Source organism: Bradyrhizobium sp. 170 (assembly GCF_023101085.1).
Taxonomy (GTDB): Bacteria; Pseudomonadota; Alphaproteobacteria; order Rhizobiales; family Xanthobacteraceae; genus Bradyrhizobium.
The window spans coordinates 3,424,326-3,437,746 of the sequence record NZ_CP064703.1; the positions used below are offsets into that span (position 1 = coordinate 3,424,326).

General features: G+C 62.7%; 10 protein-coding genes and 1 pseudogene. 8 read left to right on the forward strand and 3 right to left on the reverse strand.

The window, feature by feature from the left end; all coding sequences use genetic code 11:
* Positions 1 to 1,980, forward strand: a complete 1,980-nt coding sequence (shc, locus tag IVB05_RS15845; protein ID WP_247785276.1) for a squalene--hopene cyclase — start codon at positions 1 to 3, stop codon at positions 1,978 to 1,980.
* 26 nt (positions 1,981 to 2,006) lie between these two features.
* A complete protein-coding gene (locus IVB05_RS15850) occupies positions 2,007 to 2,726 on the forward strand; it encodes a phosphorylase (RefSeq protein ID WP_247786708.1) in 720 nt (239 codons plus the stop codon).
* Between the two features lie 103 nt (positions 2,727 to 2,829).
* On the opposite strand, the gene hpnH is transcribed toward IVB05_RS15850, so the two are convergent.
* Both hpnH and ispH read right to left on the reverse strand, forming a co-directional pair.
* On the reverse strand, positions 2,830 to 3,990 hold the full coding sequence (gene hpnH / locus IVB05_RS15855; RefSeq protein WP_247785277.1) for an adenosyl-hopene transferase HpnH: 1,161 nt from the start codon (positions 3,988 to 3,990) through the stop codon (positions 2,830 to 2,832).
* A 66-nt stretch (positions 3,991 to 4,056) separates the two neighbouring features.
* On the reverse strand, positions 4,057 to 4,983 hold the full coding sequence (gene ispH, locus IVB05_RS15860; RefSeq protein WP_247785278.1) for a 4-hydroxy-3-methylbut-2-enyl diphosphate reductase: 927 nt from the start codon (positions 4,981 to 4,983) through the stop codon (positions 4,057 to 4,059).
* A gap of 443 nt (positions 4,984 to 5,426) precedes the next feature.
* Here ispH and IVB05_RS15865 point away from each other — a divergent pair, with 443 nt between their 5' ends.
* Positions 5,427 to 8,015, forward strand: a complete 2,589-nt coding sequence (locus tag IVB05_RS15865; protein WP_247785279.1) for an MMPL family transporter — start codon at positions 5,427 to 5,429, stop codon at positions 8,013 to 8,015.
* On the opposite strand, the gene IVB05_RS15870 is transcribed toward IVB05_RS15865, so the two are convergent.
* Positions 7,983 to 8,687: a DUF2147 domain-containing protein gene (locus IVB05_RS15870; protein WP_247785280.1), complete on the reverse strand. Its 705-nt coding sequence runs from the start codon at positions 8,685 to 8,687 to the stop codon at positions 7,983 to 7,985. The genes IVB05_RS15865 and IVB05_RS15870 overlap by 33 nt on opposite strands.
* A 103-nt stretch (positions 8,688 to 8,790) precedes the next feature.
* Between IVB05_RS15870 and hpnO the strand changes: the two genes are divergently transcribed.
* The 5 genes and pseudogenes from hpnO (at position 8,791) to IVB05_RS15895 (ending at position 13,341) form a co-directional block, all read left to right on the forward strand.
* Positions 8,791 to 10,182 carry an aminobacteriohopanetriol synthase HpnO gene (gene hpnO / locus IVB05_RS15875; protein WP_247785281.1) on the forward strand — a complete coding sequence of 464 codons (1,392 nt, stop codon included), beginning with the start codon at positions 8,791 to 8,793 and terminating at the stop codon, positions 10,180 to 10,182.
* Between the two features lie 126 nt (positions 10,183 to 10,308).
* A pseudogene (locus tag IVB05_RS15880) lies at positions 10,309 to 10,445 on the forward strand (GFA family protein); the annotation flags it as partial.
* Positions 10,446 to 10,568: 123 nt separating this feature from the next.
* Positions 10,569 to 10,718, forward strand: coding sequence for a hypothetical protein (locus IVB05_RS15885; protein WP_247787447.1), 150 nt, complete (start codon positions 10,569 to 10,571; stop codon positions 10,716 to 10,718).
* Positions 10,719 to 11,035: 317 nt separating this feature from the next.
* Positions 11,036 to 11,302 carry a hypothetical protein gene (locus IVB05_RS15890; protein WP_247785282.1) on the forward strand — a complete coding sequence of 89 codons (267 nt, stop codon included), beginning with the start codon at positions 11,036 to 11,038 and terminating at the stop codon, positions 11,300 to 11,302.
* 167 nt (positions 11,303 to 11,469) lie between these two features.
* Positions 11,470 to 13,341 (forward strand): sigma-54-dependent Fis family transcriptional regulator, encoded by a 1,872-nt coding sequence (locus tag IVB05_RS15895; protein WP_247785283.1) that lies wholly within the window; start codon positions 11,470 to 11,472, stop codon positions 13,339 to 13,341.
* The last annotated feature ends 80 nt before the right edge of the window (positions 13,342 to 13,421 follow it).

Genomic DNA, 13,421 nt, shown 5'->3' on the forward strand with positions numbered 1-13,421 from the left:
ATGCTTTCCATCGACAAAACAATTGCAGGCGAACCCGTCGCGACAGTCGATCCCGTCGCGCTGGAGAAGAGCATCTCGTCGGCGACCGAAGCGCTGCTCGGCTATCGGCAATCCGATGGACACTTTGTGTTCGAACTGGAAGCCGACAGCACGATCCCGTCGGAATATATCCTGCTGCGTCACTATCTCGCCGAACCCGTCGACAGCGCCCTCGAAGCCAAGATCGCCAACTACCTGCGCCGCACCCAGGGCAATCATGGCGGCTGGCCCTTGGTGCAGGACGGCCCGTTCGACATGAGCGCCAGCGTCAAATCCTATTTTTCGCTGAAGATGATCGGCGATTCCGTCGACGCCCCGCACATGGTGCGCGCGCGCGAGGCGATCCGCAGCCACGGCGGCGCTGCCCGCGTCAACGTCTTCACACGATTCCTGCTCGCTTTCTACGGCGTGCTGACCTGGCGCGCGGTGCCGGTGCTGCCGATCGAGATCATGCTGCTGCCGACGTGGTCGCCGTTCCATCTCAACAAGATTTCCTACTGGGCGCGCACCACGATCGTGCCGCTCATGGTGATGGCGGCGTTGAAGCCTTTGGCGAAAAATCCCAAGGGCGTCGGCATCGACGAGCTGTTCCTGCAGGATCCCAAATCGGTCGGCATGACGCCGAAGGCGCCGCACCAGAGCTGGGGCTGGTTCACGCTCTTCAGCACGCTGGACAGGATCCTGCGGGTCATCGAGCCGTTGTTTCCCAAAAAGCTGCGCCAGCGCGCGATCGATGCCGCGCTAGCGTTTACGGAAGAGCGGCTGAACGGCGAAGACGGCATGGGCGCGATCTATCCGCCGATGGCCAACATCGTCATGATGTATGAGGCGCTCGGCAAGGGACCGGATTTTCCGCCGCGCGCGGTCACCCGCAGAGGCATCGACAAGCTGCTCGTGATCGGCGAGCACGAGGCCTATTGCCAGCCCTGTGTCTCGCCAGTGTGGGACACCGCGCTGACCTGCCACGCGCTGGCGGAAGCTGGCAGCGAAGATACGATCAAGAAGATGGAGCAGGGCCTCGATTGGCTGAAGCCGAGGCAGGTGCTCGACCTCAAGGGCGACTGGGCGGCGAAGGCCCCCGATGTCCGTCCGGGCGGCTGGGCGTTCCAGTACAACAATGCGCACTATCCCGACCTCGACGATACCGCCGTGGTGGTGATGGCGATGGACCGCGCGCGCCGGGCGTCCGGCAGCAAGGAATACGACGAGGCGATCTCGCGCGGCCGCGAGTGGATCGAGGGCCTGCAGAGCCGCGATGGCGGCTGGGCCGCCTTTGACGTCAACAATCTCGAATACTATCTCAACAACATCCCGTTCTCCGATCACGGCGCGCTGCTCGATCCGCCGACCGAGGACGTCACCGCGCGCTGCATCTCGATGCTGGCGCAGCTCGGCGAGACTGCCGAGACCAACAAGGCGGTGGCGGACGGGATCGCCTATCTGCGCCGCACGCAGCTCCCGGAGGGCTCGTGGTACGGCCGCTGGGGCCTCAACTACGTCTACGGAACCTGGTCGGTGCTGTGTGCGCTAAATGCCGCGGGGATCGATCACCAGGATCCAATGATTCGGAAGGCGGCGGATTGGCTGCTTTCGATCCAGAACAGTGACGGCGGCTGGGGCGAGGATGCGGTCAGTTACCGACTCGATTACAAGGGATTTGAAGGCGCGCCGTCGACTTCCTCACAAACGGCATGGGCCTTGCTTGGACTGATGGCGGCCGGCGAGGTCGAAAACCCGGCCATCGTGCGGGGTGTGGAGTACCTAAAAGCCACACAGACTGAGAAAGGGCTCTGGGACGAGGCGCGTTACACGGCTACGGGCTTTCCGCGGGTGTTTTATTTGCGTTATCATGGCTACTCGAAGTTCTTTCCGCTCTGGGCGCTGGCGCGGTACCGGAATTTGAAGAGCACCAACAGCAGGGTGGTAGGGGTCGGGATGTGACTTGGGGGGCGGGGGCCGCCGCGATCGTGGACAGTTCGGTTGATCGCAATTCGAATGATCCGCGGCCGGTTTTGATCGTGACAGGATTAGTGCAGGAGGCCCGCATCGCGGCCGGGCCAGGCATGATCGTGATCTGCAGTTCCAGCGACCCGCAGCAATTGCGCGCACTGCTGGCAACGCTGGATTCCACCACTTTCAGGGGTGTCATCTCGTTCGGCGTCGCCGGCGGGCTGGATCCGTCGCTGAAATCGGGCGACGTGGTGGTGGCGACCGAGGTTCTGGCCGGCGATACCCGTTTTCTGGCAGGTCTGGCGCTGAACGAGGAAATGATCGCCAGTGCGGCGCTCGGTCGCCGGCGCGTGGTCCGCGGTGGCCTGGCCGGCGTCGAACAGGTGATTGCGGCGACCGCCTGCAAGGCCGCGCTGCATTCGGAGACGGGCGCGGCAGCGGTCGATATGGAAAGTCATATTGCCGCAGCCTATGCGGCTGAGGCCGGCTTGCCGTTCGCGGCGCTGCGGGTCATCTCCGATCCCGCCAGCCGGGCGCTTCCGGCGCTCGCCAAGAGCGCCATCAAGCCGAACGGCGACATCGACCTCGGCAAGGTGCTGCGCGGGGTGGCGCGCAATCCCACCTCGCTGCGCGCGCTGGTCTCCACGGGAATCGATTTCAATCGCGCGCTGCGCTCCCTGCGCGGCTGCCGCGGCTTCCTGCACGGCGAAGAGGGGCTCGCTACCGCGGCGATCTGATCCGCAGGGCCACCCGGCTTCAGGATTTTCGAAGGGCGTTAAACAAAAAAGAAAGGGCCTCGGTTCCCAAAGAACCGAGGCCCTAATCTTTTCGCCATCCCGCTCAGGCGGCGGTGGAGGCTTTCTCTTGCTGCTTGGCCGCGGCAGCGGCGGCCTCGTCGCGACGGATCTCGGACAGGCGCTTCTGCACCTCGGCCGAGAAGATGTACTGCGCCGGGCGCTGCTGGGAGAGATCGATCTCGGGCGCCATCGGACCCGTGGTGCGGACGCCGCGGAGCGCGACCCACATCGCCTTCAGCGGATTGACCAGCGCAGCATTGGCAGCCGTCGGCTCATAGCCGCAATGCGCCATGCAGTCGGCGCACTTCTCATACTTGCCGGTGCCGTAGGTTTCCCAGTCCGTGGTCTCCATCAGCTCCTTGAAGGTCTTGGTGTAGCCTTCGCCGAGCAGATAGCAGGGTTTTTGCCAGCCGAAGATGTTGCGGGCCGGCATGCCCCAGGGCGTGCATTCGTAGCTCTGGTTGCCGGCCAGGAAGTCGAGGAACAGGCCGGAATGCATGAAGTTCCACTTCTTGCCCTTGCCGAGCGCGAACACGTCGCGGAACAGCTTCTTGGTCTTGGTGCGGTTGAGGAAGTGGTCCTGGTCGGGCGCGCGCTCATAGGCGTAGCCCGGTGACATCGAGACGCCGACACCGAGTTCGGTCGTGAGGTCGAGGAACTTGGCGATTTCTTCCGCCGGATGGCCGTCGAAGATCGTGGCGTTGACGTTGACGGTGAAGCCGCGCGCTTTCGCGGCCTTGATCGCTGAAACGGCGCGGTCGAACACGCCCTTCTGCGACACCGCCTTGTCGTGGTGGTCCTTCAGGCCGTCGAGATGCACCGAGAAGAACAGATAGGGCGAGGGCTCAAACAGATCGAGCTTCTTTTCCAGCAGCAGCGCGTTGGTGCATAGCGAGACGAACTTCTTGCGCGCCACGAGGCCGCGCACGATTTCGCCGATCTCCTTGTGGATCAGCGGCTCGCCGCCGGGGATCGCCACCATCGGCGCGCCGCATTCGTCGGCCGCGTCCCAGCATTCCTGCGCCGACATGCGGCGGTTCAGGATCGCATCGGGATAGTCGATCTTGCCGCAACCGACGCAGGCGAGGTTGCAGCGGAACAACGGCTCCAGCATCAACACGAGCGGATAGCGCTTCCGGCCAAGCAGCTTCTGCTTGATCAGATAGCCGCCGATACGCATTTCCTTGAAGAACGGTATTGCCATTTGAGAGATTTCTTTCTGGACTTGAAGTCTGGGCCTGGAGCCCAGACCTGGAACTCTTGAAGTGGATCAACCCGCAGTCAGTTCGGCCGGAAGCCGAAACTCGATGTTTTCTTCCCGGCCGGGAAGTACCGACACCTTGACGGGTCCGATACGCCTCAAAGCCTCGATCACGTCATCGACTAAAACTTCGGGCGCCGAGGCGCCCGCCGTAATGCCGACGGCTTTCGCATCCTTCAGCCAATCGGGGTTCAACTCGCTCCCGTCGGCAATGAGATAACTCGCGACCCCGACCTCGGTGCCGATTTCGCGGAGCCTGTTTGAGTTGGAACTATTGGCGGCCCCCACCACCAAAATGACGTCCACCAGCTTACTTAGGTCCCTTACCGCAGATTGGCGGTTCTGTGTCGCATAGCAGATATCCCGGATGTCGGGGCCTTGAATATCTGTAAATTTGGCCTGAAGGGCCGCTATTATGTCCTTTGTGTCATCCACGCTGAGGGTGGTCTGGGTGATATAGGCCACCGGGGCGTCGGTCGGTAGCGTCAGGGCGGCCACGTCGTCGACGTTCTGGACCAGCAGAACCGGTCCCGGAACCTGACCCATGGTGCCCTCGACCTCGGGATGGCCGGCATGCCCGATCAGTACCAGGGTACGGCCCTTGGACATATACCGCTTGCCCTGATTGTGGACCTTGGTGACCAGCGGGCAGGTGGCATTGAGGACGGGCAGGCCGCGGGCGGCGGCCTCTTCCTCGACGCTGCGGGCCACGCCATGGGCGCTGAACACGGTTACCGCCCGCGGCGGAACCTCCGACAGATCCTCGACGAAGATCGCGCCCTTGGCTTTGAGGCTTTCGACCACGTATTTGTTATGCACGATCTCGTGCCGGACATAGACCGGCGGACCGTACTTCTCGAGCGCGCGCTCAACGATTTCGATGGCACGCACGACGCCCGCACAAAATCCGCGGGGCTGCGCTAGATACACTTCCATGGGATGTCCATTACGATTGTTGCACCAGGTACTGAATTCGCAAATTCACCCAAAGGTCTCCGTGCAGCCGGTCACATCCGGATCTGCAATATCCGCACCATGACCGGAACCCGTAGGTAATCCCCACCCCAAGTAGATGGAAGCGCAAGACTATGTGTCAAAAATTGTGCGGCGAGAAAAGGTGCATCGCGCAATGGTTACTAAGCTATAGGTAATGAAATACCTAAAGCGCGCTGCGAGGAACCGTTGCTCCTCACTGGTTCGTCACTTTGTCGCCCATCTGGACGGGCTATACCGGCCCCGAACGCCTGTTCCGGTCCGTTTTGGCGGCTTCGTTTGAACCGTCGGGGAAGTAACCAAAACAACATTAGATCGGCTTCAGGAACTCCGCTAGACAGCGGGCGTTTTCGCCCAGCTCTCCTTGAGATTTAGAAAGAAACGAAGTGCTGACCAGTATTGTCGTCGCCATCGTCAGAACCTGTACGCGGTTTGCCACTCTCGTCGTCATCGTCTCGCTGCTTCTGGCGGTCGGAGCGAGCTACTATGCCGCCCGGCACTTCGCCATCAACACAGACATCAACACGCTGATTTCGCCCGACCTCGACTGGCGCAAGCGCGACAACCAGTTCGAGCAGGCGTTCGACCGCGAAAAACTGATTCTCGCCGTCGTCGAGGCGCCGACGCCCGAACTCGCCAGTGCCGCGAGCAAGGCGCTTTTCACAAAGCTCTCCGGCGACACCAAGCATTTCGAATCGGTGCAGCCGCTGGGTTCCGGCGAGTTCTTCGAAAAGAACGGGCTGTTGTTCTTGCCGGTGGAGGAAGTCGGCAAGGTCGCCGGCCAGCTCGAAGCCGCAGCCCCCCTGATCGAGATCATGGCCGGCGATCCCTCGATCCGCGGCCTGACCGGCGCGCTGGAAACCGGGCTTGCCGGCGTCAAGCGCGGACAGGTCAAGCTCGACAATACCGAACGGCCCTTCAACCTGATCAGCCAGACCGTCGAGGACATCCTGAACAAGGGGACGGCGACGTTCTCCTGGCGCGAACTCACCAGCGACAAGCCATTGACCGATGCCGATCGCCGCGCCTTCATCGAGTTCAAGCCGAAGCTCGACTACAGCGAACTGGAACCCGGCAAGGGTGCGACCGAGGCGATCCGGCAGGCCGCGACCGATCTCAATTTTGCGGGCCAGTACAGCGCGCGCGTGCGGCTGACCGGCCCGGTTCCGATCGCGAATGAGGAATATTCGACCGTGCAGGACGGCGCGATCGTCAACAGCGTCGTCACGGTGCTCATTGTCCTCGTCATTCTCTGGATGGCGTTGCATTCCTCGAAAATCATCTTCTCGGTGTTCGTGAACCTGTTCATCGGCCTTTCGCTCACGACCGCGGTCGGCCTGATGATGGTGGGGTCGCTGAACCTGCTGTCGATCGCCTTTGCCGTGCTGTTCGTCGGCCTCGGCGTCGATTTCGGCATCCAGTTCAGCGTCCGCTACCGCTCCGAGCGATTCAAGAACGAGGATATGGCGCTGGCGCTGGAGAGCGCGGCCAGACGCTGCGCGGTGCCGCTTTCGCTCGCCGCGATGGCGACCGCCGCCGGCTTCCTGTGTTTCCTGCCGACCGACTACAAGGGCATTTCCGAACTCGGCAAGATTGCCGGCGCCGGCATGCTGATCGCGTTCCTCACCAGCATCACGTCCCTGCCTGCCATGCTGAAGCTGCTTCACCCGCCCGGCGAAAGCGAGCCTGTCGGTTACGCGTTTCTGGCGCCGGTGGACGAATTCCTCGAAAGGCATCGCGTCATTATCGTCGTTGGCACGCTGCTCCTGGTCGTGGCCGGCCTGCCGCTGCTCTATTTCATGAAGTTCGACTTCAACCCGATCAACCTGCGCAATCCAAAGGCTGAATCGATCGCGACTTTCCTCGACCTGCGCAAGGACCCCAACACCGGCGCCAACGCCATCAACGTGCTGACCACTTCGGAAGCGGAAGCGAAGAAGATCGAGGCGCGGCTGGAAAAGCTGCCGGAAGTTCTTCGTGTGATGTCGATCGACAGTTTTGTCCCCGAGGATCAGCCGGCAAAGCTGCAACTGATCGCGAAGGCGGCGAGGGTGGTGGGGCCTGCGCTCAATCCCGACTCGGTCGATGCGGCGCCCTCGGATGAAGAGAATGTGGAGGCGCTGAAGAGTTCGGTCGACAGCCTGCGCAGAGCCGCCGGCGACGGCAAGGGTCCGGGCGCGGTTGCCTCACGAAGGCTGGCGGATGCGCTGTCGAAACTTGCCGGAAGCAACCAGGCGACGCGCGACAAGGCGCAGAACATTTTCGTCGCCCCGCTCAAGATCGTGTTCGATCAGCTCAAGAACACGATGCAGGCAGGCCCCGTCACGTTGAAGACGCTGCCGCCGGAACTGTTGAACAGCTGGAAATCCAAGGATGGGTTGATCCGCGTCGAGGCGTTGCCGAAGGGCGATCCCAACGACAACGACAATCTCCGCCGCTTTGCCGATGCGGTCCTGGCGGCCGAGCCGAATGCGATCGGCGGGCCGGTGTCGATCCTCAAATCCGGCGACACTATCGTGAAGGCGTTCATCCACGCCGGCATCTGGGCGCTGCTGGTGATCAGCCTGTTGCTCTATCTGACGCTGCGGCGGATCTCCGACGTGCTGATGACGATGGTGCCGCTTTTGGTGGCCGGCGCGGTGACGCTGGAGCTTTGCGTGCTGATCGAGCTGCCGCTCAACTTCGCCAACATCGTCGCATTGCCGCTGCTGCTCGGCGTCGGCGTCGCCTTCAAGATCTACTACGTCACGGCCTGGCGCGAGGGCAGAACTAACCTGCTGCAGTCGAGCCTGACGCGCGCGATCTTTTTCTCGGCGCTGACGACCGCGACCGCATTCGGAAGCTTGTGGCTATCCAGTCATCCCGGCACCGCCAGTATGGGCAAATTGCTGGCGCTGTCGTTCGTCATCACGCTGGCCGCGGTGCTGCTGTTCCAGCCGGCGCTAATGGGCAAACCGCGCGATGTCGGGGAGTAGGCAGATATCGCCGATATCGGCGGGTTGGCCGGGCGCGGCCGCTGCCTGCTTCTGAGCGGGCGCGGCCTTTGGCGCGGGCGCAGGATTGACCGCGCCCGTGGTCTTCGGTGCAGCCGGCGCAGGAGCCGGTGCCGCAGTCGTCGGCGCAGCAGTCGTCGGGGCAGCAATCTTGGGCGCTGCGCCGGGTGCACCCTTCGGCGCGCCCTTGGCCATGCTGTTGGCAGGGCTCGATGGAATCGGCGGTGCGACGCGGGTCCAGGTTTCACCGCCGCACAGGAAGCCGAGCACGCAGCCTTGAATCTCGAGCTGATCGGCGCCCACAGGCTTGATCGTCGAGCTGTAGAGCTGCCCGTCCTTGGCGTTGTAGACTTGGCCTTCCCAGGCATCGACGCCGGGCTTCTTCTTCATCTCGATCAGGATCGGCATGCCAAGCGTCGGCCGGCTCTGCTTTGCAGCGTCCGGATTGTTCTTGTCCTTGCCGCCCGGCATCTTTTCCCAGGCAACCACACCCCACATGTTACCGCTGCATTGGGCGACGCGGATGTTGGCGACACCATCGGCCACTTTCCAGTCACCGGTGGGATCGGCGGCCAGCGCCGCGCCAAGACCTGTGGCTAAAAAAACTCCCGAATAAACTATTGTACGCGCGACAGTTCTTGGGCAGTGCAACATGGTTCAGACCTATGTTTAAGTATGATGATCCAATGCGGGGGTCAAAACGCCGCATTGAGCGTTTTCAGTTGACGAAACGGCCATCAACCGACGTATGTAGCCAATGCCAGATTCATATCTAGACGTTTCCGGGCTGTTTGTAGAGCGGCAGGCGCAGCGAAGTTCCATGCATGCGCGCCACCTGAACGAGCAACTCGTCCGTGTGCTGAAGACCATCGGCTACGATGTGGGCTTTCAGAAGGGTCAAGGTCAATACCTGTTCGATCGTGACGGGGCCCGCTATCTCGATCTACTGAGCGGATTTGGCGTTTTTGCGATCGGCCGCAATCATCCGGCGTTGCGTGAGGCGCTGAAAAGCGTCCTCGACAGCGATTTTCCCAATCTGGTTCAACTTGATGTGTCCACGCTCGCGGGCGTGCTGGCGGAACGCCTGCTTGAACATGTGCCATATCTGGACAAGGTGTTCTTTGCCAATTCCGGCGCCGAGACCGTCGAGGCCGCGATCAAGTTCGCGCGCGGCGCGACCGGCCGCCCGGGCATTGTTTCCTGCTCGCATTCGTTCCACGGCCTGTCCTACGGTGCGTTGTCGCTGATGGACGATGCGAACTTCCGCAGCGGATTCGAGCCGCTGCTGCCGGGATGCACGCAAGTGCCGTTCAACGATCTCGCCGCCCTCGAACAGGCGTTGTCGTCGCGCCAGGTCGCCGCCTTCATCGTCGAGCCGATCCAGGGCAAGGGCGTCAACCTGCCGACGGACGAATTTCTGCCGGGCGCCGCAGCGCTCTGCAAAAAATACGGCACCATCTTCATCGCCGATGAAATCCAGACCGGCATCGGCCGCACCGGAAAATTCCTCGCGGTCGAGCACTGGAATGTCGAGCCCGACATGGTGCTCCTGGCGAAGGCGCTCTCGGGCGGTCACGTGCCGGTCGGCGCGCTGCTGACGCGCAAGAGTATCTTCGACAAGATCTTCAACCAGATGGACCGCGCGGTCGTGCACGGCTCGACCTTTGCGAAGAACGATCTGGCGATGGCCGCCGGCATCGCGACCCTCGACGTGATCAAGCAGGAGAAGCTGGTCGAGCAGGCCGCCAAGCGCGGCGCCGAGCTTCGCCTCGCGCTGACCCGCATGGTGCCGGGCTATGAATTGCTGAAGGAAGTGCGCGGCAAGGGATTGATGATCGGCGTCGAATTCGGCCCGCCGAAATCGCTGAAGTTGAAGGCTTCGTGGAATCTGCTGGAGACCGCCAACAAGGGCCTGTTCTGCCAGCTCATCACCGTGCCGCTGTTCAAGGATCACAAGATCCTGACGCAGGTCTCCGGCCACGGCAGCCACACCATCAAGCTATTGCCGCCGCTCGTGATCACGGAAGAAGATTGCAGCTGGATCGAAAAGTCGTTCGACGATGTCATCGCCGCCAGCCACAAGGTCCCCGGCGCGATCTGGTCGCTCGGCAAGACGCTGGTCGACAACGCGGTGCGGAAGTCGGCGTAAAATCCTCGTAGCCCGGATGAAGCGAAGCGTAATCCGGGGACGTCTCCCCAGTTGATGAATATCCCGGATTGCGCTGCGCTCCATCCGGGCTACACACTCCACAGCTATCGTCCTCGGAGAACGAGCATGAGCGACATCACCGGCGGCTGTCATTGCGGCGCCATCCGCTACCAGGTCGAGGGCGAACTGATCGTTCATGCGTTGTGCCACTGCACCGATTGCAGACGCCACGCCGGCGCGCCTGTTGTCGGCTGGACGATGTACGCCGAGGATGCGGTCAAGGTGACGAAGGGGCAGCCCAAGATCTACGAGTCTTCGGAGAGCATGGCCGGCGGCAGTTCTGCGCCAACTGCGGCACGGGTCTCTTCTATACCAACGCAAACTTCTTGCCTGGCATCATCGATATTCAGAGCGCGACCTATGACGATCCCAATGCCGTCCCCGCGATGGTGCATATCCAGACAGCCGAGCGGTTGCACTGGATGGAGAGCGCACACGAACTGCCGACCTTCGAGCGCTATCCGCCGCAGACATAGCTGCTGCTCGGATTCGCAGGGCGGATTCGCGAAACGTAATCCGCCGCTAGTCTCACCAGTCAATGCTTGTAGGCGGATTACGCTGCGCGAATCCGCCTACAGCACTGCCGCGCAATAGCGAAAGTGTTGCGCCCATCGTTTCATTTGTAGGCGAATATTCTGCGCATTTGCTGGTGAAGATTTTCCGCGCGTTCACGCCATCGGGTTTTTCGCGCACGGCTTTTCACATCGCGGTGAGAACTTTCGTCCAGCTATCCGCTTTTGCGATGCGATACCCAATTGGGTGGGGTGACTTCATAACAAAGAGGATCTCACCGATGACCAAGTCGATCCCAACACTCGCCGCCGCGTTTCTGATGACCGCGATCGCAACGCCCGTGTTCGCGCAAGCTGCGATCCAGGAGCCCGGCGCCTTCGCCTTCTACCATCCCAACGCCGATGTGCTCGGCGGCCGGCCGGCCTATCGATCGTTCGATCAATCGAATGCCTATTACAATTCCAACGCTTATTACAACGAAGCTGTGCCCGCGCCGCGGCTGCGGCAGAGGTCGGTCGCGCCAAGGCATTATCGCAGGGCGCAGTAACGCGAGCGACGCGCCGAACAGAAGCCGGGGCGCCCGTCGCGAACCGGGCAGGATCGTGACCGCATCACGCATGCGGGCCGGTCAAGTCCGCACGTCCCGCTTGACGATTGACTTCCACGCCTGCGGTGCCAGACTTTGCGCAGCGCTACAGGGGTGGAGACGTCCGCATGGCCAGCCTTTCGGCTTCGAACCATGTCGCCCGCGTTTTGTCCGTCGCCGATCAGGTGACCGACATCGATAACGGTTCGCGGATCGCGAATTCATGGCGGCGCTGCCTGATCGACCACAAGCTCGATCCCGCCCGCCGCGGGCCGCCGCAGACGTTTACCGAAGCGGAAGTAAGGCACGTCGCCGAGCCGATGGAGGAGTTGATCCGCGTCGCGGTCCCCGAACTGGAGGATCTCGCGCGTGTCCTGCGAGATGCCGGATATTGCGTCAACCTGGCCGATCCCAACGCGACCATGTTGCTCAGCCGCCTTCCGGGCGGGACCGATGACCGGATGTTCCTGCAATGGAAGGTCTACACGGGATCGAATTTCTCGGAATCGTTCGAGGGAACCAACGGGCTCGGCACCGCGCTCGCCGAGCAGAAGCCGATCCTGGTGCATCGCGATGAACATTTTCGCGAGCAGTGGGGCATCTTCAGTTGCGCGGTGGCGCCGCTGTTCGACCATGGCGGCGGTCTCGCCGGCGCGGTTAACATCACGTCCTGCCGCGACGACCTCAGCCGCGCCGCGCACCAGCTCGCGCTGTCGGTCACCATGGAAGCCACGCGCCGGATCGAGCGCTCGATCTTCCGCCGCCGTTTTCGCAACGCCTGGATTGCGACGGTGCCGGGTGAAGGTGGCACCGGCCTGATTGCCTATGACGACGATCGCCGGGTGGTCGGCGCCTGCCGGTCTGCGCGATCGATGCTGGCACTGACCGACGGCCTGCTCGAGTCCGGCATCGCATTGTCCGATGTCGTCAGGTTCGACAATCAAGCCGCAGGCAGGGCGGATGGCCGTGTCGAACTTCATCGTGTCGACGGCAGCCTGTTGGGGCAGGGGCACGTTGCGCCGCCGCTGCGCGCGAGACCGGCGCGGCTTCCACCGGTCAAACGCCGCGAAGTCCCGGCAGACCGGTTCGACCGCCTGAACCAGCTTGCCGGCAGCGATCCGGCGCTGATCAGGGGCGTCAACCGCCTGAAGAGCATCGGCGATCATAACCTGCCGATCCTGCTGCGCGGCGAGACCGGTGTCGGCAAGGACGTGTTCGCGCGCGCCATTCACGCTTCGAGCAGTCGCGCGCGGCAAAACTACGTAGCCCTCAATTGCGCGGCGATGCCGGAGAGCCTGATCGACGCCGAATTGTTCGGCTATGAGGCCGGAGCCTTCACCGGCGCACGGCGCGACGGCTCGAAAGGCCTGATTGTTCAGGCCGACGGCGGAACGTTGTTCCTCGACGAGATCGGCGACATGCCGATCGCGCTGCAAACGCGCCTGTTGCGCGTCTTGGAAAATCGCGAGGTCTGGCCGCTCGGAGCTTTGAAGCCGGTGGCCGTCGACATCCGCCTCATCAGCGCAACCCATCGCGATCTCGGCGGCATGGCGGAGGCCGGCAGCTTTCGCGCGGATCTTTACTACCGGCTGCGGGGCCTGGAAATCAGGCTGCCCGCCTTGCGCGAGCGCGCCGACAGGGCCGATGTGATCGCGCTGATTGCAGCTGAGGAGGCGCCCGATTGCCGGCTTGCGCCTGCGGCCTGGTCGATGCTGCTGGCCTATCCGTTCCCCGGAAACATGCGGCAGCTCCGCCACGCGTTGCGGCTCGCCGGCTGCACGGCCGAGGACGGCCTCATCACGGATGCCGATCTCGATCTGCCGCCATTCGGCGGCCGCGCCGCCGAGCCGGATTCCGCCGCGGCTGAACGGGCAGAAATCACCGAAGCGCTGCGCAGCCACGGCGGGCGCGTCGCTGATGCCGCGCGGGCGCTGCATGTCAGCCGCGCCACGCTCTACCGCAAGATCAAGCTGTTGAAGATCGACACAAGCTCACGCTAGCTGTGAGCATGAACCCATGAATTCGAAGCCGTTGGCGGACGTCCGCTTTGGTGTGGATTTCGGGCTTGAGTCGGGCATCG

Excerpts from the sequence above, each read along its gene's own strand:
- shc (WP_247785276.1), top strand. The coding sequence starts at position 1 with ATGCTTTCCATCGACAAAACAATTGCAGGCGAACCCGTCGCGACAGTC.
- hpnH (WP_247785277.1), bottom strand. The coding sequence starts at position 3,990 with ATGGCAATACCGTTCTTCAAGGAAATGCGTATCGGCGGCTATCTGATC.
- ispH (WP_247785278.1), bottom strand. The coding sequence starts at position 4,983 with ATGGAAGTGTATCTAGCGCAGCCCCGCGGATTTTGTGCGGGCGTCGTG.
- IVB05_RS15870 (WP_247785280.1), bottom strand. The coding sequence starts at position 8,687 with ATGTTGCACTGCCCAAGAACTGTCGCGCGTACAATAGTTTATTCGGGA.
- hpnO (WP_247785281.1), top strand. The coding sequence starts at position 8,791 with ATGCCAGATTCATATCTAGACGTTTCCGGGCTGTTTGTAGAGCGGCAG.
- IVB05_RS15890 (WP_247785282.1), top strand. The coding sequence starts at position 11,036 with ATGACCAAGTCGATCCCAACACTCGCCGCCGCGTTTCTGATGACCGCG.
- IVB05_RS15895 (WP_247785283.1), top strand. The coding sequence starts at position 11,470 with ATGGCCAGCCTTTCGGCTTCGAACCATGTCGCCCGCGTTTTGTCCGTC.